The 25466-nt window shown below is 40.2% G+C and carries 23 protein-coding genes; 14 read left to right on the top strand and 9 right to left on the bottom strand.

Going from position 1 to position 25466, the window contains the following annotated elements:
• The first annotated feature begins 112 nt into the window (after positions 1 to 112).
• From JZ787_RS14530 to galE, 12 genes are all read left to right on the top strand, one after another.
• Positions 113 to 1390 carry an O-antigen ligase family protein gene (locus tag JZ787_RS14530; protein WP_346312685.1) on the top strand — a complete coding sequence of 426 codons (1278 nt, stop codon included), beginning with the start codon at positions 113 to 115 and terminating at the stop codon, positions 1388 to 1390.
• On the top strand, positions 1380 to 2480 hold the full coding sequence (locus tag JZ787_RS14525; protein ID WP_346312684.1) for a glycosyltransferase: 1101 nt from the start codon (positions 1380 to 1382) through the stop codon (positions 2478 to 2480). The genes JZ787_RS14530 and JZ787_RS14525 overlap by 11 nt, the downstream gene beginning before the upstream one ends.
• Before the next feature lies 1 nt (position 2481).
• The gene (gene wecB / locus JZ787_RS14520; protein WP_346312683.1) at positions 2482 to 3552 is read left to right on the top strand and encodes a UDP-N-acetylglucosamine 2-epimerase (non-hydrolyzing); all 1071 of its coding nucleotides are present in this window, start codon (positions 2482 to 2484) and stop codon (positions 3550 to 3552) included.
• Positions 3553 to 3558: 6 nt separating this feature from the next.
• Positions 3559 to 4791, top strand: a complete 1233-nt coding sequence (locus JZ787_RS14515; protein ID WP_346312682.1) for a glycosyltransferase family 4 protein — start codon at positions 3559 to 3561, stop codon at positions 4789 to 4791.
• Between the two features lie 9 nt (positions 4792 to 4800).
• The gene (locus tag JZ787_RS14510; RefSeq protein ID WP_346312681.1) at positions 4801 to 5406 is read left to right on the top strand and encodes a sugar transferase; all 606 of its coding nucleotides are present in this window, start codon (positions 4801 to 4803) and stop codon (positions 5404 to 5406) included.
• Positions 5406 to 6059 carry an acetyltransferase gene (locus JZ787_RS14505; protein ID WP_279740766.1) on the top strand — a complete coding sequence of 218 codons (654 nt, stop codon included), beginning with the start codon at positions 5406 to 5408 and terminating at the stop codon, positions 6057 to 6059. The genes JZ787_RS14510 and JZ787_RS14505 overlap by 1 nt, the downstream gene beginning before the upstream one ends.
• Positions 6060 to 6091: 32 nt before the next feature.
• A complete protein-coding gene (locus tag JZ787_RS14500) occupies positions 6092 to 7261 on the top strand; it encodes a DegT/DnrJ/EryC1/StrS aminotransferase family protein (RefSeq protein WP_346312680.1) in 1170 nt (389 codons plus the stop codon).
• Positions 7262 to 7390: 129 nt separating this feature from the next.
• Positions 7391 to 9265 (top strand): nucleoside-diphosphate sugar epimerase/dehydratase, encoded by a 1875-nt coding sequence (locus JZ787_RS14495; protein WP_346312679.1) that lies wholly within the window; start codon positions 7391 to 7393, stop codon positions 9263 to 9265.
• Between the two features lie 39 nt (positions 9266 to 9304).
• Positions 9305 to 10177, top strand: a complete 873-nt coding sequence (galU, locus tag JZ787_RS14490; RefSeq protein ID WP_218289158.1) for a UTP--glucose-1-phosphate uridylyltransferase GalU — start codon at positions 9305 to 9307, stop codon at positions 10175 to 10177.
• Positions 10178 to 10196: 19 nt separating this feature from the next.
• Positions 10197 to 11453 (top strand): nucleotide sugar dehydrogenase, encoded by a 1257-nt coding sequence (locus JZ787_RS14485; protein ID WP_346312678.1) that lies wholly within the window; start codon positions 10197 to 10199, stop codon positions 11451 to 11453.
• Positions 11450 to 13123: a glucose-6-phosphate isomerase gene (pgi, locus tag JZ787_RS14480; RefSeq protein WP_218289157.1), complete on the top strand. Its 1674-nt coding sequence runs from the start codon at positions 11450 to 11452 to the stop codon at positions 13121 to 13123. The genes JZ787_RS14485 and pgi overlap by 4 nt, the downstream gene beginning before the upstream one ends.
• Entirely contained in the window at positions 13116 to 14135 is a 1020-nt protein-coding gene (gene galE / locus JZ787_RS14475) for a UDP-glucose 4-epimerase GalE (RefSeq protein ID WP_346312677.1), read from the top strand. The genes pgi and galE overlap by 8 nt, the downstream gene beginning before the upstream one ends.
• 72 nt (positions 14136 to 14207) lie before the next feature.
• On the opposite strand, the gene JZ787_RS14470 is transcribed toward galE, so the two are convergent.
• From JZ787_RS14470 to ribBA, 8 genes are read right to left on the bottom strand one after another with little or no spacing between them, the layout of a single operon-like run.
• The gene (locus tag JZ787_RS14470) at positions 14208 to 15578 is read right to left on the bottom strand and encodes a phosphomannomutase CpsG (RefSeq protein ID WP_346312676.1); all 1371 of its coding nucleotides are present in this window, start codon (positions 15576 to 15578) and stop codon (positions 14208 to 14210) included.
• 59 nt (positions 15579 to 15637) lie between these two features.
• The gene (gene glmS / locus JZ787_RS14465; RefSeq protein WP_346312675.1) at positions 15638 to 17476 is read right to left on the bottom strand and encodes a glutamine--fructose-6-phosphate transaminase (isomerizing); all 1839 of its coding nucleotides are present in this window, start codon (positions 17474 to 17476) and stop codon (positions 15638 to 15640) included.
• Between the two features lie 12 nt (positions 17477 to 17488).
• Entirely contained in the window at positions 17489 to 18853 is a 1365-nt protein-coding gene (glmU, locus tag JZ787_RS14460; protein WP_346312674.1) for a bifunctional UDP-N-acetylglucosamine diphosphorylase/glucosamine-1-phosphate N-acetyltransferase GlmU, read from the bottom strand.
• A gap of 20 nt (positions 18854 to 18873) precedes the next feature.
• Complete coding sequence (locus tag JZ787_RS14455; RefSeq protein ID WP_004983912.1) at positions 18874 to 19395, bottom strand: phosphatidylglycerophosphatase A; 522 nt, start codon at positions 19393 to 19395, stop codon at positions 18874 to 18876.
• Positions 19373 to 20290, bottom strand: coding sequence for a thiamine-phosphate kinase (gene thiL / locus JZ787_RS14450; protein ID WP_160362077.1), 918 nt, complete (start codon positions 20288 to 20290; stop codon positions 19373 to 19375). Before thiL ends, JZ787_RS14455 begins: the two co-directional genes overlap by 23 nt.
• A 12-nt stretch (positions 20291 to 20302) precedes the next feature.
• A complete protein-coding gene (gene nusB / locus JZ787_RS14445; RefSeq protein ID WP_004983920.1) occupies positions 20303 to 20758 on the bottom strand; it encodes a transcription antitermination factor NusB in 456 nt (151 codons plus the stop codon).
• A 4-nt stretch (positions 20759 to 20762) separates the two neighbouring features.
• Positions 20763 to 21233 (bottom strand): 6,7-dimethyl-8-ribityllumazine synthase, encoded by a 471-nt coding sequence (gene ribE / locus JZ787_RS14440; RefSeq protein WP_004684294.1) that lies wholly within the window; start codon positions 21231 to 21233, stop codon positions 20763 to 20765.
• Between the two features lie 18 nt (positions 21234 to 21251).
• The gene (gene ribBA, locus JZ787_RS14435; protein ID WP_004983924.1) at positions 21252 to 22367 is read right to left on the bottom strand and encodes a bifunctional 3,4-dihydroxy-2-butanone-4-phosphate synthase/GTP cyclohydrolase II; all 1116 of its coding nucleotides are present in this window, start codon (positions 22365 to 22367) and stop codon (positions 21252 to 21254) included.
• A gap of 520 nt (positions 22368 to 22887) precedes the next feature.
• Between ribBA and JZ787_RS14430 the strand changes: the two genes are divergently transcribed.
• Complete coding sequence (locus tag JZ787_RS14430; protein ID WP_104221760.1) at positions 22888 to 24282, top strand: methylenetetrahydrofolate reductase C-terminal domain-containing protein; 1395 nt, start codon at positions 22888 to 22890, stop codon at positions 24280 to 24282.
• A 2-nt stretch (positions 24283 to 24284) separates the two neighbouring features.
• Here the strand turns inward: JZ787_RS14430 and JZ787_RS14425 are convergent, their stop codons facing one another.
• Positions 24285 to 24950 carry an epoxyqueuosine reductase QueH gene (locus JZ787_RS14425; RefSeq protein ID WP_087013739.1) on the bottom strand — a complete coding sequence of 222 codons (666 nt, stop codon included), beginning with the start codon at positions 24948 to 24950 and terminating at the stop codon, positions 24285 to 24287.
• Between the two features lie 376 nt (positions 24951 to 25326).
• Here JZ787_RS14425 and JZ787_RS14420 point away from each other — a divergent pair, with 376 nt between their 5' ends.
• Positions 25327 to 25449, top strand: a complete 123-nt coding sequence (locus tag JZ787_RS14420) for a hypothetical protein (protein WP_004684300.1) — start codon at positions 25327 to 25329, stop codon at positions 25447 to 25449.
• Positions 25450 to 25466: the final 17 nt, after the last annotated feature.

Raw genomic sequence — 25466 nt, 5'->3', positions numbered from 1 at the left:
AATCATGATTATAAAGTGTGTTTTTCTATATAAAGGAAAACACTTTAGATTTTAATTGCTGAAATTTTATTGAAATTCAGATTTTTATAACAAAATTCTGAAGTGGTGTATTATGGTCATCAAAGATATTGAGTATAAAATAGGTCAATTGGGTGTTGTATCTGCACTATTTGGTTACGCATTAAGTTTTTATAGTGTTTATTTTTTTCACCTAGTGATTGCTCTTTTTTTTATTTACACTCTTATTGCTAGTAAAGGTTTGAGCATTCGAACTTTAAAGATCGTATACCCAGTATTAATATTCTTTTTATTTTCTGCAATTACTCTTTTGTGGGTGAAAAATATTGAATTAGGATTAATAAATTTATTTTATATTTTTTGCGGTTTTTTTGCAGTTGTTTTTTCTGTGTTGTCAAGTAAAAATTCTGAAAAATTGCAAAAGATTTATAAGGTATTAGTAGTTATTGCAACAATTAATTTTATCATTGGTTTTTGTGAATCTTTGGGCTTATTTAGGCTGCCTATGTCTCCTTATTCTCAGTATGCCTCTTTTTTTGGATATAAAGAATCTGATTTGAATGAATTCTATACTTTTCAGCTGGATAGTATTTTAAGTAAGCCAACAGGTTTTAATGGTAACCCAAATACATTTGGATTCGTATTTATTTTAACATTCCCTTTTTTGTTTTTTTATAATAAGTATTTGAAATATTTGTCCTTGATTTTTGTTGTTTTCTTTAATTTTTACTTACAGTCTAGAGGTGTATTTATTGCAAGTATTGTATTTTTTTTGGTCTATTTTTTTCTTAATTTTAGAAATAATTTCTTTTACTTTTTGGTTTTAATTTTTGGAGTATTATTATTTATTCCATTTCTGAATTATGATTTTACAGATTTGCGAATATCAAGTAGTTTTGAAAGTATACAAACAGGTTTTAATAATATTTTGAACAAAAATGTGGACTTGTACTCAAACTCAACAGATGTAAGGGCTTCAGTTTATACATTGGGTATAATTAATTTATTCGAAAACCCTATTCTGGGATTGGGTTTGGGTGGGATTCAAAATGTTTTACTTAATATGAATTCTCCAATTCAATCTTTTCATTTCTATTTCCTAGAAGTTCTAATTAATTATGGTTTTATTTTTTATTTATTTTTTATAATTTTTTATATTAAATTAATTTTTAATGTTTACAGAGTAAGTTTAAGAATAGTTGATAAAGTTAACAAAAATATTTCTTTATCAATTTTTTATACATTGGTTATTATGCCTTTTGCATCTATTGCTCCAAGTTCCATTGTTTACAATTTAACTGCTTGGACAGTTGTAGGTTTGGCACTTTCTATAGTTCATCTTGATAAAGAGGGTAAGCTTGGTGGTAAATAAGATATTATTACTTTCTAATGCTAATAGTATACATACTATACAATGGGCAAAATACTTAACTGAACAAGGTATGAATGTCCATGTTGTTTCTCAGCAACCAATGGGCGCGGATTTTCCAAAGAACATTCCTTTATCAATCCTTCCATTTCAAGGATTTCTTGGATATTTCCTAAATGTGTTTGCCTTGAAAAAGCTTTTAAAAGAAATTAAACCAGATCTCTTGAATGCTCATTATGCTAGTGGTTATGGTACGACTGCTCGGCTAGTTAATTTTCATCCCTATGTACTTTCAGTTTGGGGAAGTGACGTTTTTGAATTTCCTTACCGCTCATTTTTCCATAAAAAGCTACTGCAGAAAAATCTCAAAAGTGCGGATGTTATAGCCTCTACGAGCCTTAGTATGGCCTCACAGACTCGACTATTCATTGATAACAAGAAAATTGAAATAACACCTTTTGGTGTGGATTTAGATAAATTTAGTTCTTCCAATTTTATGCGTAATTCAAGAGCCGAAACGATTTGTATTGGTACTGTCAAAACGCTTAAACATGTATACGGTATTGATATCTTATTAAAAGCCTTATCTATTGTTTACAAAGATATGAAAAGTGAGTTCCCTGAGCTATCTAACCGATTAAAGTTTAGAATCGTTGGCGGTGGTATAGATATGAGCGAGCTTAAAAGACTTGCTATTGAATTGGGTATAGATCATTTAACAAGTTTCGTTGGTTCTGTTTCCCATGATGATGTTCCAAATGAATTAAATCAGTTAGATATATATGTTGCACTAAGTCGGCAGGAAAGCTTCGGTGTTGCTGTGGTAGAAGCTCAAGCTATGGGTATTCCGGTAGTTGTCTCAAATGTAGGTGGCTTACCTGAAGTTGTGCAAAATGGAAAAACAGGTTTTATTGTCGATAGTGAAAATCCGCAACAAGCAGCAAATGCTATTAAAACACTGATTTTAGATACTGAGCTGAGACGATCAATGTCTGTAGAAGCTAAACAATTTGCACATTCGAATTTTTCATGGCAATCGTGTGCAAAAAAAATGTCAGATGTTTATCAAAATATTTTTAAGATAGGTAATTAGCATGAAAATTCTTACGGTGATTGGTGCACGTCCTCAGTTTATTAAGGCAAGTGTAGTATCGTCTGCGATTAAAAATACAGTGGGTTTGTCAGAAGAAATTATTCATACAGGTCAGCATTTTGATGCAAACATGTCTAATATTTTCTTTGATCAATTGGGTATCCCGAAACCACATTACCAGCTAGATATTAATAGCGGTAGCCATGGTTCTATGACTGGTCGTATGCTAGAAGCGATTGAAAAAATTTGCTTAGAGTCAAAACCAGATCGTTTAATGGTTTATGGCGATACTAACTCTACTTTAGCAGGAGCTTTAGCAGCTTCTAAACTACATATTCCTGTTGCACATATTGAAGCGGGTTTACGTAGTTTTAATATGCGTATGCCAGAAGAAATTAATCGTATTTTAACGGATCAGGTCAGCGATATTTTATTTTGCCCAACAGAAACCGCAGTTAAAAACCTTAAAAATGAAGGGTTTGACCAAAAGTCGATTCAAGTTTTAAATGTGGGTGATGTGATGCAAGACTCATCGATGTTTTTTGCTGAACGTGCGGTAAAAGGTAAAACACTCAAAAATGTACCTGAAAGTAATTTTATTGTTGCTACATTACATCGTGCAGAAAATACCGATGATCCTGTACGCCTAAAAGCGATTGTGGATGCACTGAATTACATTCATAACAAGATTTTGCCAGTAGTGCTTCCATTACACCCACGTACACAAAAAGTTGTGAAAGCATTGGGGCTACAATTGGAAATGTTAGTTCTAGAGCCTGTGGGTTATTTAGAAATGATCTGGTTGTTAAAGCATTGTAATGCTGTAGTTTCAGATAGTGGAGGTGTTCAAAAAGAAGCATTTTTCTTTAAAAAGCCATGTATTACTATGCGTGACCAAACTGAATGGGTTGAGTTGATTGAGCACGGGGTTAATGTTTTGGCCGGTGCAGATACTCAAAAAATTATTGATCTTACACAAGCCATGTTAAATAAAACCATTGAAGATCCCTCGAATTTATATGGCGGCGGTAAAGCATCGCAAAATATCGCTAATGTTTTAGCTAGCAGTTAATTTAAAATGAATAATAAAAAAACCATTTGGCTCATCAACCAATATAGCTCAACACCTGAAACAGCTATGGGCGGAAGACATTATTATCTTGCACAAGAATTAGCAAAAAAAGGATATAAAGTCTATTTAATTGCGGGTCGATATAGTCATTTACTACGTCAACCGAAACAATTTTCAGAGCCTTATCTGTTAGAAAAAATTGATACTAATTTTTTCTTTGTCTGGGTAAATTTACCTGAATACCAAGAAGCACACAGCAAACAACGTGTGCTGAATTGGTTCAAATTTTCTTGGGCACTCACAAAATTACCATCCGTTATTACAGACCGACCTGATGCAATTTTGTATTCATCTCCTTCGCCTATAGGTTACTTAGGGGCTAAATATCTTGCAAATAAATTTAAGGCAAAATTTATTTTTGAAGTCCGTGATATTTGGCCTCTGACATTAATAGAGCTAGGTGGACATTCTCCCAAACATCCATTTGTTAGATTCATGCAATGGATTGAAGATCGAGCATACCAAAAGTCAGAATATGTATTCTCTAATCTCTTCAATGCTGTAGAACATATGACGAGTAGGGGACTAAACCCTAAAAAATTTAATTGGATTCCAAATGGAATATCAATAAATGAGGTCATGAATAAAGAAGAATTATCTCTAGAAGTTCTATCACAGTTACCAAAGAATAAATTTATTGTTGGCTACACAGGTACAATAGGTGTAGCAAATGCGATAGATGATCTAATTGATGCTGCTAAATTATTGTTGGCTTATAAAGATATTCATTTCGTACTTGTCGGTTCAGGGAAAGAAAAAGAGCATTTGGTTCAAAAGGCATTAGATCTAGGCTTGGATAATATTACGTTTATTGATGCCATTCCCAAGAAGCAAATTCAATCTATGTTAAGTACATTTGATATCTGCTATATAGGCTGGCAAAAAAATTCACTTTATCGCTTTGGTATAGCACCGAATAAGCTGCCTGAATATCTTTTTTCAGCTAAACCTGTGATTCATGCTTTTTCTGGAAAAGGTGACATTGTTGAACTGGCAGATGCAGGTTTAACTATCGATGCTGAAAATCCTGCATTGATTGCGGAATCAATCTTGCAGTTATACCACTTACCTGAATATGAGCGCCAAGACATGGGGCTACGTGGGAAGGAATACGTTTTACAACATTTAGATTATTCCAAAATTGCAACCAAACTTGAAAGTATTGTTTTTCCAAAGTGATTCCAATTAATGAAAAGATTGCTTGATATTATTATTGCCTCTATTGCCCTGATCCTGCTTTCACCGTTATATGCATTCGTTGCTTATAAAGTAAAAAAGAACCTAGGCTCGCCAGTCTTGTTTCGTCAGGTTCGTCCAGGTTTGCATGGTAAACCGTTTGAAATGATTAAGTTTCGTACCATGAAGGATGCACTGGATGAACAGGGCAATCCATTACCAGATAGTGAGCGTTTAACACCTTTTGGCAAAATGTTACGTTCGACCAGTCTGGATGAAATGCCTGAGCTTTGGAATGTGATTAAAGGGGATATGAGTGTTGTAGGTCCACGTCCATTACTGATGGAATATCTACCTTTATACAACAAAGAACAAGCCAAACGTCATGATGTACGTCCAGGTATGACTGGACACGCACAGGTCAATGGGCGTAATGCAATTAGTTGGGAAGAAAAATTCAAATTAGACACATGGTATGTTGAAAACCAGTCCATCTGGCTCGACTTTAAAATCATGTTGAAGACTGTACAGAAAGTGATTGCTAAAGATGACATTAGTGCAGAAGGTGAAGCGACGATGACTCGCTTTATAGGATCGAAACATAAGGATAAAGAATAATGTCGGATAAATTGATTGGTGTTTATGGTGCAAGCGGATTTGGTAAAGAGGTTATGCCTCTGGTACGTGCGCAATTTACTGAATTAAATAAAGAACATTTTGTATTTATTGATGACGGTCAGGCAAATACAGATTTAAATGGATATCAAGTATTAAGTTACACTGATTTTATAAATAATTCTAAAACCGATAAACGCGTGACAATTGCAATCGCAAATAGCCAAGTACGTGAAAAATTGGTGGCTCGTTTAGATCAGGACAGTGTTCAACATTTAGAAATTCAAGCAGCGAATACGGTTATTTTAGATGAAGTAGAAATGGGTGAGGGCAGTTTACTGTGTCCTTTTACATGTATTACTTCAAATATTAAAATTGGGAAATTCTTTCATGCAAACATTTATAGCTATGTTGCGCATGACTGCATCATTGGCGACTATGTTACTTTTGCACCAGGTGTAAAATGCAATGGCAATATTCATATTGAAGACCATGCCTATATCGGTACTGGTGCGGTGATCAAACAAGGCACACCAGATAAACCATTGGTAATTGGTAAAGGTGCTGTGGTTGGTATGGGCGCAGTCGTGACCAAAAGTGTTCCCGCAGGTGTTACCGTCGTGGGTAATCCAGCCCGAATTTTAGAGAAGAAATAAAGATTTTTAAAAAATCAATTTAGGAAAGAGATATGTTAAACACTGCATTTGAACCATGGCCAAGCTTTACACAAAAAGAAGCAGATGCTGTCTCTAAAGTACTGTTGTCGAATAAGGTAAACTATTGGACGGGTCAAGAATGCCGTGAATTTGAAAAAGAATTCGCAACATTTGCAGGAACACAATATGCAGTGGCTTTAGCAAATGGGACAGTAGCGCTTGATGTTGCATTAAAGGCTTTAAATATTGGTGCCGGTGATGATGTTATTGTTACTTCGCGGACATTTTTAGCCTCTGCCAGCTCAATTGTGACTGCTGGTGCTAATCCTATATTCGCAGATGTTGAGTTGGATTCACAAAATATTTCGGCTCGGACAATTGAAGCTGTACTAACGCCCAATACTAAAGCGATTATTTGTGTCCATTTGGCAGGTTGGATGTGTGATATGGATCCAATCATGCAACTTGCAGCTGAGCGTGGTTTATATGTGATTGAAGATTGTGCGCAAGCACATGGCGCACAATATAAGGGCAAACCTGCGGGTTCTATTGGGCATATTTCTGCCTGGTCTTTCTGCCAAGATAAAATTATGACAACGGGCGGTGAAGGAGGCATGGTCACCACCAATGATGAAGCGTTGTGGAAAAAAATGTGGTCTTATAAAGATCATGGCAAAAACTTCGATAGTATTTATAACAAGCAGCATCCACCAGGTTTTCGTTGGCTACATGACTCTTTTGGTACCAACTGGCGTATGATGGAAATGCAAGCGGTTATTGGTCGCATTCAATTGAAAAAAATGACTGAATGGACTGAAATTCGTAATCAAAATATGCAGCGCATTTATTCAGCATTTGAAAAGACCCCATATATAACCTTTTTTCAGCCTTCGAATGATTATGTACATGCTGCTTATAAGTGTTATGTTCAAGTAAATGTAGATCAATTACCGGAAGGGTGGTCTCGTGATCGTATTATGAATGAAATTGCTGAATTAGGTGTTCCTTGCTTTAGTGGTTCTTGTTCAGAAGTGTATTTAGAGCATGCTTTTGACAATACGCCTTGGCGCCCTACTCAACGACTTCAGAACGCACAAAAACTAGGTGAAAATAGTTTAATGTTTTTAGTTCATCCAACTTTGAGTGAAGATAGTATTAATCAAACTATTTCTGCTATTGAACAAGTACTTACTAGAATTTAAATGCTCTGATGTAAAGTGAATGCTTCGCTTTTGCATTCACTTTACATTTTTACATTTGTTTGTGGGTAGCAAATAACTTAAAAACACATTTAGTTTACTTATATAAATAGCATAGAGAAGACTCACCCTGTGAAATCAGTCATTCTGCCTTTGGTTACATCGCCACGATATGCCAAACAATTATTTTTAATCCTTTTGGATTTTTTAGTTTTTCCTGTCTTGATTTGGTTGAGCTACGCATTACGTGAATTTAACCTAGGGGCAGAAGTTGTTCCTAATATCTCATTTGGATCACTCTGGGTAAGTGTTTTAGCAATCACTATGTTATTGATTTGTGGAACATATCATTTTATTGTTCGTACATTCAATGAGGTGTTCTTTACACGCTTAGCGATTGCAACAGGGTTAACCGTTCTTGGACTTTTTGGGCTGGCATATTGTACAGAGGCTTTTATTCCGACATCAATTCCTTTGATGTTTGGTTTCTTTATGTTTTCCTGGATTTGGTTCAGCCGTGGTGCTATTCGATTTATTGTGCGAGCATGTTTGCAAACGGATATTCCAAAAAGAAAAATCGTGATTTATGGGGCTGGATATGCAGGCCAACAAATTGCAGCAATGTTGAATCGTTCTGATGAGCATTTTCCTTTATTTTTTATTGATGATGAACAGTCATTATCAGGGCAAATTATTGGTGGTTTAAAAGTTTATAATGCTGAACATGCGCTTAAACGTCTGGAAAGAGAAACAGTTGATGAAATTCTCATTGCTTTACCATCTGTAGGGCGTACGCGCAAAAGTGAAATAGTTCAATTTCTTGAACCTGCACATATTAAAATTACCGAAATTCCTGGCCTTACCAAGCTTGTAGATGGCGACATTAAAGTCTCAGACATCCGAGAAGTAGACATTATTGATTTACTTGGACGTGACCCTGTTCCGCCGATCCCTGAATTATTGGCCAAAAATATTCAACATAAAGTAGTGATGGTCACAGGGGCAGGTGGTTCTATTGGTTCAGAACTTTGTCGACAAATTATAAAGAATAACCCGCAGAAATTGGTTATTTATGAGCTTAGTGAATTTGCGCTGTATAGTATTGATAAAGAGTTACGTCTTAAGTCACAAGTAGAAATTATTCCGATTTTAGGAACAGTCCTCGACGAAGCTAAACTTGAGCGTGTGATTGAGCAGTATAATGTACAAACTGTATACCATGCAGCGGCTTATAAGCATGTTCCATTGGTCGAGTGTAATCCCATTGCGGGACTAAAAAATAACTCTATTGGTACAGCCTTTAGTGTGAATGCGGCGATTAAAAAAGGTGTAGAGACTTTTGTACTGATTTCAACAGATAAAGCTGTGCGTCCGACCAATGTAATGGGGGCATCTAAGCGAATGGCTGAGCTTTACTGTCAAGCGATGGCAGAAGCACAGCAGCAAACTCAAATTAGTATTGTTCGTTTTGGGAATGTATTAGGTTCTTCAGGTTCCGTTGTTCCTCTGTTCAAACAGCAGATAGCAAAAGGTGGCCCAATTACAGTGACACACCCTGAAGTGACGCGTTATTTTATGACGATTCCAGAAGCATCACAGTTAGTCATTCAGGCTGGTGCTCTAGGTGCTGGCGGAGATGTATTCTTACTGGACATGGGAGAGCCTGTTCGTATTCAAGATTTGGCCCGTCAGATGATCGCGTTGAGTGGCTTAAAAATGCGTGAAGAAGGGTCGGATATTGGCGACATTGCCATTGAATACTCTGGATTACGTCCAGGTGAAAAGTTATATGAAGAGTTGCTAATTGATCATGAAGATACACAGTTAACTGAGCATAGTCGAATCTTACGTTCATTTGAAAAGCATTTCTCTTTAGATGAATTATTGCCGATTTTCGAACGCATTTATGGCTTAACTGCAATTGATCAAGACATTGACTGGGCACTTACTCAGTTAGAACATTATGTTGATGGCTATCACCGAAGTCGAGAAGTTAAGGTAAACTAAGCTTTAATGATTTAATGAACGCAAATGTCTGGATCTGTGATGACAATTAAAAAAGCCATTCTTCCTGTTGCGGGTCTAGGAACCCGTTTTTTACCTGCAAGTAAGTCCATTCCGAAAGAGATGGTGACAGTCGTTGACCGCCCAGCGATTGAGTACGTTGTGAAAGAAGCTGTCGCGGCGGGTATTGAGCAGATCATTTTAGTCACGCATTCATCTAAAGCATCGATTGAAAACTATTTTGATCGTAACTTTGAGCTTGAAACAACGCTCGAGCAGAAGCAAAAATTTGATTTACTCAAAGAGATTAAGGATATTCTGCCCGCACATGTCAGCGTAGTCAGTGTGCGCCAGCCGCAACCCTTAGGACTTGGACATGCAGTTTTATGTGCAAAGTCGATTGTGGGAAATGATGATTTTGCTGTGCTGTTACCTGATGTTCTAGTTAAAGATGCTGATCTAACTAATGATTTGAGCTTAATGATTCAGCGTTTCAATGAAACACATGCTTCACAAATTATGGTTGAAGCGGTGCCTGACCATTTGGTTGATCAGTATGGTATTGTTGATGTAGCTTCTGTACCCAATGAAGGTCAAAGTATAGTGATGCAAGGTATTGTTGAAAAACCAGCAGTGGGTTCAGCACCGTCTAATTTATCCGTGGTCGGGCGTTATATTTTGCCCGCTGAGATTATGCAACTTTTGGAACAAACACCGAAAGGTGCAGGTAACGAAATTCAATTAACCGATGCAATTGCCATGCTACAACAGACCAATACGGTTGAAGCCTATCGTATGAAAGGTCAAACTTTTGATTGTGGTAGTAAACTGGGTTATTTAAAAGCCGTTCTACATTATGGGGTTGATCACCCGACGTTGGGTGAGGCATTTAAAGCGCTTATCCAAGAGCTTTAATGATCAGCGGGAAACTCTTATGAAAGTTGCAGTATTTGGACAAACCCTGTATTCAGGTGTTATGGCGGCATTGCTAGCTGAATGTGGACATCAGGTCTTTTGGTGCGATATCTTAAAAAGGTCGGCTTCAGAGCAAGCCTATACCCAAGATGATGCTGTGATCAATCTACTCCATAAGCAAGAAAAAAGTGGATTTCTGCAATACTGCAATTTTAATGCGATTCCTCTCGATATCGATGCTTACTTTTTTAGTCTGAGTCCGACAGAAGAATCTCAAGGCATTGAAATTTTAAAAGAACTCAAACAGCGGCCTATTATTCATCCTAAATTGATGATCAATGCCTCGACTTTAGGGTTACATGGCACTGAAAAATTTGAAAAAATATTATCGGACGATGATTGGGTGTATTTGCCTGACGTAATCCAAGAAGGTAATGCTTTACAAAGCCTAGTGCAGGCAAAACAACTGACAGTGGGCTGTTCAAGTGAAACGAGTCAAATTAAAATTCGAGAGTTACTTCGCCCATTATTTCCAAGAGAACAACAATATTTGTTTATGCCCGTTTTAGATGCCGAGTTTACTAAACTTAGTGTTTCAGGCATGTTGGCAACCCGCATCAGTTATATTAACGATTTAGCTGTGGTGGCTGAAAAGCTAGGTATCGATATTGAGCATGTACGTCAAGGCTTGGCGGCGGATAGTCGAATCGGGGCTTCATATCTTTATCCAGGTGCTGGCTTTGGCGGTGAAAATTTCTCTCATGATGTCTTAACATTGGCAAATACTGTTTCGGGGACTGGAGCGAAGAGCCAATTATTGGCACAAGTTTGGGATATTAATGAGCAGCAAAAAGAAATTCTCTTTCGTAAATTATGGAATTATTATCATGGGGATTTGGCGGGTAAGGTGATTGCGATTTGGGGTGCATCATTTAAAGAAAACACGTCTCGCATTCAGCAATCTCCAATTCATGCCATGTTAAAAGCGCTTTGGGCACAAAATATGGTGGTCAAATTGCATGATCCTCAGGCATTGGCCGAAATTGAAAAACATTATGGGCATCGAGAAGATTTGATTTACTGTACCGATCAATATGAAGCAGTTGAGGGAGCACATGCTTTGTGCTTATTAACCGCTTGGAAGCAGTATTGGAGCCCTAATTATCCAGAACTACTCAAAAAAATGCAGCACCCACTGATTCTAGATGGTCGCAATATTTATGATCCATGCTATGTCAAAGCCCAAGGCTTTGCCTATCAGGGAGTAGGGCGATGAAGCATCAAAATAAACCATATCCCGTTGAAGATATTAATACAGCCATTGCCCGACTGCAGGGCTTGAAAGATCATTTTGAACAGCATCATCTGAATGATCTTTTTGCAGATGATTCGACTCGTTTTGAGCAGCTCTCTGTCGTATTAGAGCCGATTATTTTTGATTTTAGTAAACATCGTATTGACCGAAGTGTAGTTGATTCTTTAGTACAGTGGGCGCAAACACGAGATTTAACCAACTGGATTAAAAACTTATTCTCAAGTACAGCAATTAACTATACTGAACAGCGCTCAGCCATGCATTGGGCTTTACGTTTACCAAAATGTGATCAACAGCATCAGGCTATTGCTGATCAGGTTCATGAACAATTGCAAAAAATGTATGGATTGGTCAACAAAATTCACGAGGGCCAATACCGTGGCGCGACTGGTGAAGTGATTCAAGATGTGGTCAATATTGGTGTGGGGGGGTCTGACTTAGGGCCGCTGATGGTCAGCCATGCTTTATCTGATTTTAAAAAATCGACACAAAAGCCTTTAAATCTGCATTTTGTTTCAACAATAGATGGAAGTCAGCTTTCAGAACTTCTGCATAAGCTTCGTCCAGAAACCACATTATTTATTATCTCGTCAAAGTCATTTGGTACGATTGATACACTCTCCAATGCTCAAACGGTACGTCAGTGGCTTGAAAAAGCATTGGGTCAAGAGGCCCAAACCTTAAAGCATCATTTTATTGGGGTATCGACCAAGCCTGAAAAAATGACTGCTTGGGGGATCGCGCCAGAGAATCAATTTTTATTGTGGGATTGGGTGGGTGGTCGTTATTCTCTGTGGTCATGTATTGGACTTCCAATTGCTTTAACTATTGGAGTGAATGGATTTAAGCAGTTTTTAGCGGGTGCTTATACCATTGACCAGCATTTTCAAAATGCCCCTTTTGAGCAGAATATTCCTGTCTTGATGGGGCTTTTAGGGGCTTGGAATAATAATTTCTTAGACATTCAAACCCATGCTGTTTTACCGTATGACGGTCGCCTCAAGTACTTTGCATCCTATCTACAGCAGCTTGAGATGGAATCGAATGGTAAGTCGATCCAACGCAATGGTGAAAAAGTTGAATGGGATACCTGTCCGATTGTATGGGGCGAGGTGGGACCGAATGCGCAGCATGCATTTTATCAGCTGTTGCATCAAGGAACACATTCGGTGAGTTGTGACTTCATTGCACCAATACAACGTTATAACGCAAATCAGTTTACCTATGTGGATAATGCTGAGGCATTGATTGAACAGCATCATTTGGCACTGTCAAATTGTTTAGCACAGTCACGTTTATTGGCATTTGGCAATCAAGCGCTAGATCAGAGCGAATTAGCCTCGTTGCCTGAATATAAAAAATATGAGGGTAACCAGCCTAGTACAACTATTTTAATGCAGGAGCTCAATCCTTATAGCTTAGGTATGCTTATCGCGATGTATGAACATAAAGTATTTGTACAATCCGTACTTTGGAATATTAACCCTTTCGATCAATGGGGTGTTGAAAAGGGCAAGGAAATTGCCAATCAGTTACTGCCCATTTTAAATGGTCATCAACAAGATCTATCTACATTAGATGTTTCGACTCAGGGTTTATTAAAAATCTTATTAGGAAAAATAGATGGCTAATATTTTAGTGACTGGTGGGGCGGGTTATATCGGTTCACATACCTGTGTTGAACTCCTTGAAGCTGGACATGATGTGATTGTGCTCGATAACCTTTCTAATAGCTCGGAAGAGTCGTTAAAACGCGTTCAAGAATTGACTGGAAAGGCCCTTAAATTTATTCAGGGCGATATTCGTAATCAAAGTGATTTGGATCAAACTTTCTATGCAAATCAAATTGATGCGGTGATTCATTTTGCAGGGTTAAAAGCAGTAGGTGAAAGCCAGCAAATACCACTAACTTATTTTGATCATAATATTTCAGGATCAATACAATTAGTGCAAGCGATGGAGCGTGCACACGTTTTTAACTTGGTGTTCAGTTCATCTGCAACTGTTTATGGAGAAGAAAACTCACCGCCATATCAAGAAAATATGGTTTTGGGGATGCCAAACAACAATTACGGCTATACCAAATTGATTGTAGAACAGTTATTAGAAAAACTGTCAAAGGCAAATGATGAGTGGTCAATTGCCTTGTTGCGCTATTTTAATCCTGTGGGTGCACATAAAAGCGCTCAAATTGGTGAAGATCCTCAAGGAATTCCAAACAATTTAATGCCTTATTTGACACAGGTTGCAGTGGGATGCAGAGAAAAACTGTCTATTTTTGGACAAGATTACCCAACTGATGATGGAACCTGTGAAAGAGACTTTATTCATGTGGTTGATTTGGCAAAGGCGCATGTTTTAGCTGTTGAAAATAGACTGAAGCATAAAGGTTGTCGTGCGTGGAATATTGGGACAGGCATTCCAATTTCAGTATTAAAAATTAAAGAGACTTTTGAAAAAGTGAATGGCGTTATCGTTAATTCCGAGTTTGTTGAGCGAAGAGTTGGTGATTTAGCATGCTTCTATGCAGATGCTTCAAGAGCCAATCGTGAATTAAACTGGACACCTGAATTGACATTAGAAGATATGTTAGCAGACAGTTGGAATTGGCAAAAGCAGAATCCCACAGGCTACAAAGCATAATTTTCTATAAGATTTTTCCGCACAATAAAATAGGCACTTAAGGTGCCTATTTTTATATTTAAAACCGAGAAATTAATTTTGAATCAACCGAGTCAATTCATCAACATAGTCTTGCATCGGCTTTGGATGTTGGTCTAAACGAGTTTCAATATTTAAACGTAATAGGGGCTCTGTGTTTGAAGCACGTACGTTAAAGCGCCAAGCACCAAAATCTAAACTTACGCCATCTGTGTGGTCAATACTTGGATTTTGATCTGCGAAATGGTCAAAAAGCTTTTGAATCGTGGCTTGAGTATCTGCGACTTTAAAATTGATTTCCCCAGAGCAGGGGAATTTAGTGATCATCTCTTCAACCAATGAGGACAATGATTGTCCAGTTTCAGACAGTACGGAAACAACCAACAACCATGGAATCATTCCACTATCGCAATAAGAAAAATCGCGGAAATAATGGTGTGCAGACATTTCACCGCCATAAACAGCATTGTGCTCACGCATTTTGTCTTTAATAAAGGAATGTCCTGATTTAGACTGAACAGGGATACCTTGATATTTCTCTACGACATCAAAGGTGTTCCAAATTAGACGTGGGTCATGGACAATTTTTTCGCCTGATTGTTTGAGTAAGAAGGCTTGTGCTAAAAGGCCAACAATATAATAACCTTCAATGAACTGTCCTTTTTCATCAAACAGGAAACAGCGGTCGAAGTCACCATCCCATGCAATACCCATATCTGCGTGATGTTCAAGTACAGCATGGCGTGTGCTATCACGATTTTCAACTAAAATTGGGTTGGGAATGCCATTGGGGAAATGGCCATCGGCTTCATGGTGAATTTTAATAAATTCAACAGGGATATTTAGGGCTTTAAATTTTTCTTCGATCGCATCAATGACATGACCTGCGGCGCCATTTCCTGCATTTACGACCAATTTTAATGGGCGGATTTTTGCAGGATTAATATACCCCATAAGGTGTTCAATAAACTCAGGCAGAATATTATATGGTGTGGTTGAGCCTTTTTGCGTGACTTCTGTAAATGCCCCCGATTCTGCTAAGGCTTGGATTTCTGCCAGACCACTATCTGCACCAATAGGGCGTGCTTGTTCTCGAACCAATTTCATCCCATTGTAATCCATGGGGTTATGGCTCGCCGTAATCTCAATACCGCCTTGAACATCGAGATGAAATGCGCCAAAGTAAACCTCTTCTGTACCTGTCATACCAAGATCAAGGACATCCACCCCAGCATCATTTAAGCCCTGAATAGTGGCTTGTTTGAGACTTTCACTGGTCAGACGAATATCGCAACCGATAACCACAGTTTTGGGTTGATAAATTTGCCCATATGCACGGCCAATTTTATAGGCAATTTCTTCATTTAGCTCTGTCCCGAGCTTGCCACGAATATCATAGGCTTTAAAGCAGGTAAGTTGCGACATATGCAATTCTCTATTTAGATAAAGAATAAAGGCTGGATACCCAGCCTTTATTTAAATAATTATTCTACAGTGACCGATTTAGCGAGGTTTCGAGGTTGGTCGACATCCGTGCCACGAAGGACTGCAACATGATAAGACAGCAGTTGTACAGGTACGCTATAAACAATTGGAGCCAATATTGGGCTAATGCTTGGTACATAAACCACATGCTGACGGTCTTTGGCTTTAATGCCACTATTTTCATCGGCAAAGACAAAGAGCTCACCACCACGAGCTTGAACCTCTTCCATATTCGATTTGAGTTTATCGAGCATATCATCTTTCGGTGCGAGAATGACCACAGGCATGTCATTGTCGACTAAAGCGAGCGGACCATGTTTAAGTTCACCTGCGGCATAGCCTTCAGCATGGATATATGAAATCTCTTTGAGTTTCAATGCCCCTTCAAGTGCGATCGGGAAATTCGTGCCACGACCTAAGAATAAGCAGTGCTGCTTCTCTACGAAGAGTTCAGATAAACGTAAAATTTCAGGGTCATTACGTAAGGTATCTAAAATTACTTTAGGGGTATGCCAAAGTTCAGCCGTAATCTCAGCCACATGCTGTACAGAAATGCTCTTCTTAACTGTACCGATTTTTAGGACCAATAACATCAGTGCTGCAAGCTGCGTGGTAAACGCCTTGGTTGATGCTACACCAATCTCAGGACCCGCCAGTGTAAGCAAACTATGATTGGTCTCACGTACCATAGACGATGTTGCGACATTACAAATAGTCATGGTGGTGATGTCAGTACCTTTTGCTGCAGCACGCTTTTGGGTATCACGCAGTGCGGCTAAAGTATCAGCGGTTTCACCAGATTGTGAAATGCAGACATAAAGTGTGTGATTGACAATGACAGGGCTGCGATAGCGGAATTCGCTCGCAATTTCTACTTGGCACGGTAGATCAATCAGTTGTTCAAACCAATATTTGGCAATCATCCCTGCATGGTAGCTGGTCCCGCAGGCAATGATTTGGATTTGCTGAATTTTTTGGAAATCCGCGACTGCATGGGCAAGAAAGTCTCCACGCAGTGCATTGCCATCTAGGGCTTGAGAAATGGTTTGTTGAATTGCTTCAGGTTGCTCATAAATTTCTTTGAGCATGTAATGTTTATATTCACCTTTAGATGCATTGCTGACCGCAGCATCTAATTCTTTAATTGGGCGCTCGACCCGTTGACCAGCGACAAAAACTTCAATGCTATTGCGGGTTAAACGAGCAATATCACCTTCTTCAAGGTAAATAAAACGATTGGTAATAGGCAGTAAAGCCAATTGATCTGAACTAATAAAGTTTTCGCCAATACCGACCCCAATGACCAAAGGTGAACCTTCACGCACGGTAATCAGTTCATCTGGATGGTCTGTATGTACGATACCCAGTGCATAAGCCCCTTTAAGCTGAGGCACGACTTGTTGCACAGCTTCCAGCAAGCTTGGAGTTGACTTTAAGGCATCTTTAACCAAGTGAGCAACTACTTCGGTATCGGTCTGTGAGGTAAATACATAGCCTAAAGCTTCAAGATCATCTTTAAGTTCTTGATAGTTTTCAATAATACCGTTATGGACTACAGCAACATCGCCAGAAATGTGCGGATGTGCATTATCTTCAGTGGGTTTACCATGGGTTGCCCAACGGGTATGCGCAATACCCAGAGAACCGAGAATATTGGATTGATTAACGGCTTCTTCTAAATTTGAAACTTTACCGACACGTCTTTCGCGTAAAACTTGGCCTTGATTGACCAGCGCTAAACCCGCAGAGTCATAGCCACGATATTCAAGACGCTTTAAACCTTCAATTAAAATATTGGTAATACTACGTTCTGCAACGCCACCGACAATACCGCACATAATTTAATCCTCTTATTTCTTCATCTTTTGTGGACGTTGATAGTTTTCTTTTTCAACTTGCTTAGAGCGTTCTACCGCTAAGCTATTCTCTGCAACATCACGGGTAATGGTTGAACCTGCGCCGACGGTTGCCCCATTGCCAATCGTGACAGGTGCAACCAATGAGCTGTTAGAACCAATAAATGCGGCATCACCAATGATGGTTTTAAATTTATTTGCACCATCATAATTACAGGTAATAGTCCCAGCACCAATGTTCGAGCCTGCACCAATTTCAGCATCACCTAAATAGGTAAAGTGGTTGGCTTTTGAACCGAGGCCAATACTGGTGTTTTTGACTTCAACGAAGTTACCAATATGCACTTCAGCAGCCAGTTTTGCACCTGGTCGTAAACGAGCAAAAGGACCAATCTGCGCATCTTCGCCGACCATAGCATTATCAAAGATGCTATACGGCTGAACTTTTGTACCTGCTGCGATCTTGGTGTTTTTGATGATACAACCTGCACCAATTTCTACATGGTCGCCGAATTCACATTCGCCTTCAATAATCACATTGATGTCAATGCGTACGTCCTGTCCAACGGTTAAATTTCCACGAAGGTCAAAGCGACTAGGATCAATTAAATGCACACCTTGCTGCATCAACTTTTTGGCTTGATCGGTTTGGAATTGGCGTTCTAATGCGGCGAGCTGAATACGATCATTGACTCCTTCAACTTCGAAGGCTTGTTCAGGCTCAACCGATGCGACTTGCATCCCATCAGCTAAGGCCATTGCTACAATATCAGTCAGGTAATATTCACCTTGCGCATTGTTATTGCTGAGTTTAGGTAACCACTCATGTAATTTGGCATTGCTGACACAGTAAATACCAGTATTAATTTCTTTAATCTGGTGCTGCTCTGTGGTCGCATCCTTATGTTCAACAATCGCCTGAATCTGACCATTCTCACGCACTATACGGCCATAACCAGTTGCATCGGCTAAAGTTAAAGTCACTAGACCAATGCCTGTCTCGGCAGTTGCATTGAGTAATTTTTGTAGCGTGTTTTGAGAGATGCAAGGTACATCGCCTGATAAAATCAGTGAGCTGCCTTCCTGTGGAAGGACTGGGAGTGTCATTTGCACTGCATGACCTGTTCCGAGTTGCTCAGCTTGTTCCACCCATTCAATCTTTTCATGAGTAAATGTTTCTTGAACTCGTGCTCCGCCGTGCCCATAAATTGTAATAATATTGGCTGCATTTAATTTTTTTGCAGTGTCGATGACATGACCAAGTAAAGGACGTCCTGCAAGTGGTTGTAGTACTTTGGGTAAAGAAGAACGCATACGTGTTCCTTTACCTGCAGCAAGAATAATAACAGTCGTTGACATGTTCTAATCCTAAAAATGGCCTAAGCCACAGTGAAATAAAAATAAATCCAAATACAAAGTGCAGCCCAAAGTCCTGCAATCAGGTCGTCGAGCATAATACCAAAGCCACCTTCGACTTTTTGGTCAATGACACGAATCGGCCACGGTTTCCACACATCAAAAATACGAAATAAAATAAAACCCAGCAGCAGCCAGAGCCAATTCATTTGCCCTAAATACAGGACAGGCAAAAAGGTGATGGACTGGCCAGCAAACTCATCCCATACAATACGCCCATCATCATGGACGCCCATCACTTTGGCAGTATGCCCACAGATATAAATGCCAATTAGAGACATGAGGATGATGGCAATAATGGTGTTCGATAAGCCAATTGCAAGCCAAATCGGGACGAACAGCAGTGCGAATGCAGAACCAAACGTTCCTGGTGCTTTGGGTGCTAGCCCTGAGCCAAACCCTACACCACAAAATACGATGAAACGGTCATACCAAGACATCTGACGAAAGAGGATAGGGGGCTTATGCAAAGTGTTGATATCCATTAAATTGCAAGGAATGGTCTAAGCCATTTTGTTGAAAACGCAGACCACTTTCGGCATCAATTTTTCCAATGACACTGATGCTGCTATGGTTTTGTTGTTGCAAAAGTTTTTCATAATTCTGCGGGCTTATTGTAAAGCATAATTCATAGTCATCGCCACCCGCCAAAGCATATTGCCATTGTTGTTCTCGTGTTAAATCTTGTAGCGTGGTGTTGATGGGCAATTGATCAAGCTGTAGGGTCGCGCCCACATGGGATGCTTTTAAAATATGACTTAAGTCTTGTGCTAAGCCATCTGACACATCAATCATACTGTGCGCTAAGCCTTTGAGTGCTTGCCCCAGTTCACAGCGTGGGGTAGGGTAGTCCAAACGGTGTTGGAGAGGGTGGCCTAAGTGTTGCAGGGCAAAAGCAGCATCGCCGACAGTACCACTGACACAAATCAAATCACCCACTTGAGCGGCAGAGCGAGTGATGGCTTGACCGATATCGACCCAACCCAGTGCTGTCACGGAAATGGTGAGATGTGGGCTTTGGGTGGTGTCTCCACCAATTAAACTCACGCCAAATTGATCACAGCAATCATATAAACCCTGACTAAAACCTTTGAGCCAGTCATGATCAATTTGGGGTAAGCTCAAAGCCAGTAAAATACTCTGAGGTTTCGCGCCCATTGCGGCGATATCAGATAAATTGACCGCGACAGATTTCCAGCCAATCGCATGTGGGCTAGTATCAAGCGGGAAGTGACGTCCAGCAACCAAGGTATCGGCACAAATGACCAATTGTTGCTGTGGTGGTGGGGTGAGCAAGGCTGAGTCGTCACCGACGCCTAAATCGACAGAATGAGGACTCTTACGATTAAAATAGGTATCAATGATCGAAAACTCAGCCATACAACAAATCTACTACTGTGAGTTCGCTTGTTGCTTTTCTGCTGCACGTAAAGTTGTTGCTAAACGATCTAATACACCATTGATGTATTTATGGCTGTCTGCACCGCCAAAATGTTTAGCAAGCTCGATCGCTTCGTCTAAAACGACACGATATGGAATTTCAAGATGTTCCTTGAGTTCATATGCGCCTAAACGAAGGGTCGCAAGTTCAACGCCATCAAGCGCAGAAACTTCGCGATCAAGCACAGGGATTAAGAGCGCATCCAATGCTTCATGATTGGCAACCACTTGGGTTAACAATTCATGATAATAGCTCAGATCCACTTTGTGCATGGCATTTTCCACACGCGTACGTGCTTCAATCTCATGGACTGGATTGTGGCTCATTTGCCATTCGTAAATTCCTTGTACAGCAAAGCGACGTGCTTTACGTTTTGCTGCATAAGTTGCTTGCAATGTTTGCGACATAGCGTTAAATAGCCTTTAACAAGTTAACCATTTCAATTGCAGTAAGAGCAGCTTCGCCGCCTTTATTACCTGCTTTTGTACCCGAGCGTTCAATCGCTTGTTCAATACTATCCGTAGTCAATACACCATTAATCACTGGAAGACCAGATTCTAGGCCAACCACACCTAAACCTTTGGCACATTCACCTGCAACAAAGTCGAAGTGCGGTGTGCTACCACGAATCACAGCACCCAGTGCAATGATGGCATCGAAGCGTTCAGACGCCACTAATTTTTTAGCCACGACAGGAAGTTCCCACGCGCCTGGTGCATGAACAACAGTGATATTATCCTCTGATACACCATGACGTTTCAATGTATCAATTGCACCTTCTAATAGATGTTCGACAACAAAACTATTAAAACGACCCACTAAAATCGCATAACGGCCTTCGCTAGCGAGATGTAACATACCTTCAATACGGCGAATTGCCATAGCAACCTCGATGATTTTTTAAGTTGTTTGATGTGCGGTGATATATTCCACCACTTCTAAATTAAACCCAGAGAGTGCATTAAAGCGTAAAGGTGAGCTCAAAAGCTTCATCTTTTCTACGCCTAAATCACGTAAAATTTGTGCGCCCACCCCAATGGTTTGGTACTGCTGAGATAAAGCAGCATTGGATTTGGTTGGTTTTGGTGCTGTAAGGCTGTCTAAGGCTGGGCCTAAGTCTTGTAAATGACGCTGGCCAATCCAAACCAAAACACCCCGATCGCTGCTTGCGATTTCTTGCAGCGCTTTGTCGAGATTCCATGCGGGCTCGCCGTCTTTTTTGTTGAGTTTGAGCAGGTCACGAACAGGGTTGAAACCATGGACACGAACGGTGGTTACCCCTTCTTTTGGTTCGCCTTTCACCAAAGCCAAGTGAATATCTGGATTGCCTAATTCGCGGTAACGATATAAGTCAAAAGTGCCATATTCGGTATCAATGCTTTGCTGATCAATCCGTTCAACGGTTTGTTCATTGGTCATACGATAGTGGATCAGATCCGCGATGGTACCAATTTTTAAACCATGCTTTTCAGCAAAAATTTCAAGATCGGCACGACGCGCCATCGTGCCATCTTCATTGATGATTTCACAGATGACCGATGCAGGCTCTAGACCCGCTAGGCGAGATAAATCACAACCTGCTTCGGTATGACCTGCGCGGTGTAGAACGCCACCAGGCTGCGCCATCAATGGGAAAATATGTCCTGGTTGAACGATATCTGATGGTTTTGCATGTGCCGCTACTGCCGTTTGAATAGTATGCGCACGTTCTGCAGGTGAAATCCCTGTAGAAATACCTTCTGCCGCTTCAATGGAGAGCGTGAAGTTGGTGCCATGTTGTGCGCCATTGGCATCGACCATCAATGGAAGATTCAATTGTTTACAGCGATCACGGCTGAGCGTTAAGCACACCAAACCACGTGCGTGGGTGATCATAAAGTTGATGTCTTCTGCGCGAACATGGGTCGCTGCGATAACTAAATCACCTTCATTTTCACGATCTTCGTCATCCATCAGGATGACCATTTTACCTGCACGGATATCTGCAACTAGCTCTTCAACGGTATTGAGCGGCATCAACCTTCACCTTCATCGTTGTCGCCATGGACGACATATCATTTGTTTTCATTGGCACATAGTTTAAGCTTTTTTCTGGCTTTTGCCTATGTGCGAATCATTTCCTTGAGTCGTCCATTGTTATACACAGTCAGTCCCAGCTTGAAAAGATGCCTTTATTTTAAAAAGCTGAAATGTGCTTAGTCTTTAAGCAATTGAAAAGCATAAAAAAGAATAATTTTATCGAAAATAGATCAATCGGCTTAGTGAATAGGTAGTCTAGAAAAATGTTGCGCTATTGGCGGCGTGTGGTTGAGCGCTAGAGTACCTTCTTTTTTTGAAATTGACCATCAGGTTCATTTTGAGCAGGGTGCTGCAACTGATGAATCAGATCGGGGTGGATATTTGAGTTCTCTCATCGGGTAGAGGATGAGTTAAAAAATATTGAATGTGCCGTCGCGAAAAACCATACGATTCGTCATCTATTTTTGATTTGTACTATAATTCTTCTTTTTTAATCCTCTGGATTATTTCTCCTGTGATGTCCTTACTTGCTCAATATTTTGCACAGCAACAATTTTGCGTATTGGTTGAATACTTAAGCGCACACCAAGCCCAGTGGCCTGTGAAAACTCAATTTGCAGGTTTTCCTGCTTGTATGACTTTGGCTGATCGGGTACATGCGGATGACGATGAAGCGCCTTTGCAAGTCGCCAAACAGTATCCACAAGAGATTGAGAAAGTCATTCACTTTTCGGGGAAGGCACGCGATATACAAGACTTTGAGCAGTTTTTGCAAGATGCAAAAACACGGGGTCAAAAGAACTTGTTGCTCTTAACGGGTGATAAATTAAAACAGCACTGCTATAGCCACGACCTAGAACCCCGAACACGTTATTTGGAGTCGGTGAATGCTGTCATGGAAGCCAAACGCCAAGGCGGTTTTCATATCGGTGTAGCGTTTAATCCATTTAAATATGCGGAAGCGGAAAAAGAGGCGCAATATTTAAAACTGCATAAAAAAATGAAAGCAGGGGCCGATTATGTGATTACCCAATTGGGCTATGACATGGCTGCTTTGCAAGATGCACATGCATTTTTAGCGCGGCATCAGTATGCTCAAAAAATGTTAGCCTGTGTCATGCCACTGACCTTGGCACGGGCTAAGTTTATGCTGAAGCATAATGTGGCCGGCATTGTGATCACCCCGCATATGTTGCAGGTGTTGCAACAGGAAAAAGAACAGGGTTTAAGTGATCGCGTTTATGTGCGCTGCGCATTACAGATTCTAATGTGTCGACATTTGGGTTTTGCGGGGGTGCATTTATCGGCTTGCCATCAGCCTGAAGAGCAAGTGTTGCTAGAAAGCTATATTGAAGAATATCGGCATTTGAGTTTTGCTGAGTGTGAACAACTTTGGAATACGCTTTGGCAGGTGCAAACCAGTACAGAGTTTCATCCAAAGCTGGCTTATTATTCACGGCCTGCGACTTCAAGTCAGATTATTAAATACCAACATCTGCATTTGATGCATGATGTTTTATTCGAATCTAAACTGGCCAAAGGCGTGGGGCGGTTTATTTTTAATTTTAATGTTTGGGATCGCTTGCGTGCCAATCAAGCGCTACTGAAAACAGAGCATTTGAGTAAACATGCGGTGGTGGGCTGTGAAAGTTGCGGTCAATGCCGTTTAGGCGAAACCTTGTATATTTGCCCTGAAACTTGCCCCAAAGGCTTGGCCAATGGGCCCTGTGGTGGAACCAGCTTAGACCGCTGTGAATTTGGTGACCGTGAATGCATTCATTCAGTCAAAGCACGCTTAGCCAAAGCCGTTGGACAAACCAAGATCTTAAAAGAAAAGCTGATTCCGACCGTGTCGATTGCGGTGCGTGGAACCAGCTCTTGGAAAAATTGGTATGTGGAGGCTGCGGGCTGAAATCAGCTGTCCTGATCCATGGCATTGGAATAGAACTTTTGTCCGAGTTTGATGCGTTCACGGCCTTGGCTTATGCGCCAGCGGTTGCTATCCCGCAGTGAATACACACAGCCACAGTACTCTTGTTGATAAAATTCTTCACGTTTGCTGATGTCCAGCATGCGTACCGCACCGCCATGTTTGCGCCAGTTGTAGTCCCAGTAGTGAATGCCCGCATAATGTGAAGCAGAACGGTGGCCACACTCATTGATCTGCTGCATATTCTTCCAACGGGAAATACCGAGAGAGCTGCTGATTAGACTAAAGCCATGTTCTGCTGCATATAACGCCGTCCGTTCAAAACGCATATCAAAACACATGGTACAACGGATGCCTTTCTCTGGTTCATTTTCCATACCTTTGGCACGTGCAAACCAGTTGTCTGTGTCGTAATCACAGTCAATAAATGGAATATGATGTTTTTCTGCAAAGCGAATATTTTCTTCTTTGCGAATCAGATATTCCTTTACAGGGTGAATGTTGGGGTTATAGAAAAAGATGGAAAAATCGATACCTGATTCAATCAGGGTTTCCATGACTTCACCTGAGCAAGGTGCACAGCAGGAATGCAAGAGCAGTTTGTCATGACCTGTGGGGAGGCTAAGTTTCTGACGTTCGAGCTTCGACATATTGAATGATTTTTATCTATTTAAACCTGACAGTTTAAAACGTCTAACGAGCGGATTAGCGGCGATTGGATGAAGAATTCTCAGGATGAGCTGATGAATTTTCATGATTAAAATCGACTTTGGCCGATGATTAAGACCTGTATTGAGCGCTGAAGATGAGTAGAGAGAGAACATTTGAGAGGCCCAAACTTGCATAATGGAGCGAGATTCGTCATCATTTACACAAAGGGTGTTTAACAGTTGTGTTAGATAGGTATTCGTTGAAGGCGGGCCACTTCAACAGCAAGAAAGAGAGTATCTAGCTGTGCTTCATTTTTTTACTACGCCTTCCAATAAGGAATTGGAGTGTCGTCATAACTTTCAGTATGAGACCGATATGCGTTTGATCCAACGCTGTAAATTCCTTGAAGATCAAGATGAGAAAAAAGCCATTCAACATCTTTTAAAAGAACGGGGTTATACCAAAGCTGAGATTTTAAAGCTCACGATTGATGGTTAAATCTAAGATCTAAAAAA

Origin of the sequence: Acinetobacter sp. BWR-L5 (genome assembly GCF_039655985.1) — a bacterium.
In the GTDB taxonomy this organism is placed as follows: Bacteria; Pseudomonadota; Gammaproteobacteria; order Pseudomonadales; family Moraxellaceae; genus Acinetobacter; species Acinetobacter johnsonii.
Note: the sequence above shows the minus strand (reverse complement) of the source record. Positions and strands in the feature narration are given on the sequence as shown.

Bases quoted from the DNA above. Each gene is read 5' to 3' on its own strand.
- JZ787_RS14530 (WP_346312685.1), top strand. From the start codon at position 113: ATGGTCATCAAAGATATTGAGTATAAAATAGGTCAATTGGGTGTTGTA.
- wecB (WP_346312683.1), top strand. From the start codon at position 2,482: ATGAAAATTCTTACGGTGATTGGTGCACGTCCTCAGTTTATTAAGGCA.
- JZ787_RS14515 (WP_346312682.1), top strand. From the start codon at position 3,559: ATGAATAATAAAAAAACCATTTGGCTCATCAACCAATATAGCTCAACA.
- JZ787_RS14510 (WP_346312681.1), top strand. From the start codon at position 4,801: ATGAAAAGATTGCTTGATATTATTATTGCCTCTATTGCCCTGATCCTG.
- JZ787_RS14505 (WP_279740766.1), top strand. From the start codon at position 5,406: ATGTCGGATAAATTGATTGGTGTTTATGGTGCAAGCGGATTTGGTAAA.
- JZ787_RS14500 (WP_346312680.1), top strand. From the start codon at position 6,092: ATGTTAAACACTGCATTTGAACCATGGCCAAGCTTTACACAAAAAGAA.
- galU (WP_218289158.1), top strand. From the start codon at position 9,305: ATGACAATTAAAAAAGCCATTCTTCCTGTTGCGGGTCTAGGAACCCGT.
- JZ787_RS14485 (WP_346312678.1), top strand. From the start codon at position 10,197: ATGAAAGTTGCAGTATTTGGACAAACCCTGTATTCAGGTGTTATGGCG.
- pgi (WP_218289157.1), top strand. From the start codon at position 11,450: ATGAAGCATCAAAATAAACCATATCCCGTTGAAGATATTAATACAGCC.
- galE (WP_346312677.1), top strand. From the start codon at position 13,116: ATGGCTAATATTTTAGTGACTGGTGGGGCGGGTTATATCGGTTCACAT.
- JZ787_RS14470 (WP_346312676.1), bottom strand. From the start codon at position 15,578: ATGTCGCAACTTACCTGCTTTAAAGCCTATGATATTCGTGGCAAGCTC.
- glmS (WP_346312675.1), bottom strand. From the start codon at position 17,476: ATGTGCGGTATTGTCGGTGGCGTTGCAGAACGTAGTATTACCAATATT.
- glmU (WP_346312674.1), bottom strand. From the start codon at position 18,853: ATGTCAACGACTGTTATTATTCTTGCTGCAGGTAAAGGAACACGTATG.
- JZ787_RS14455 (WP_004983912.1), bottom strand. From the start codon at position 19,395: ATGGATATCAACACTTTGCATAAGCCCCCTATCCTCTTTCGTCAGATG.
- thiL (WP_160362077.1), bottom strand. From the start codon at position 20,290: ATGGCTGAGTTTTCGATCATTGATACCTATTTTAATCGTAAGAGTCCT.
- nusB (WP_004983920.1), bottom strand. From the start codon at position 20,758: ATGTCGCAAACATTGCAAGCAACTTATGCAGCAAAACGTAAAGCACGT.
- ribE (WP_004684294.1), bottom strand. From the start codon at position 21,233: ATGGCAATTCGCCGTATTGAAGGTATGTTACATCTCGCTAGCGAAGGC.
- ribBA (WP_004983924.1), bottom strand. From the start codon at position 22,367: ATGCCGCTCAATACCGTTGAAGAGCTAGTTGCAGATATCCGTGCAGGT.
- JZ787_RS14430 (WP_104221760.1), top strand. From the start codon at position 22,888: ATGTCCTTACTTGCTCAATATTTTGCACAGCAACAATTTTGCGTATTG.
- JZ787_RS14425 (WP_087013739.1), bottom strand. From the start codon at position 24,950: ATGTCGAAGCTCGAACGTCAGAAACTTAGCCTCCCCACAGGTCATGAC.
- JZ787_RS14420 (WP_004684300.1), top strand. From the start codon at position 25,327: ATGCGTTTGATCCAACGCTGTAAATTCCTTGAAGATCAAGATGAGAAA.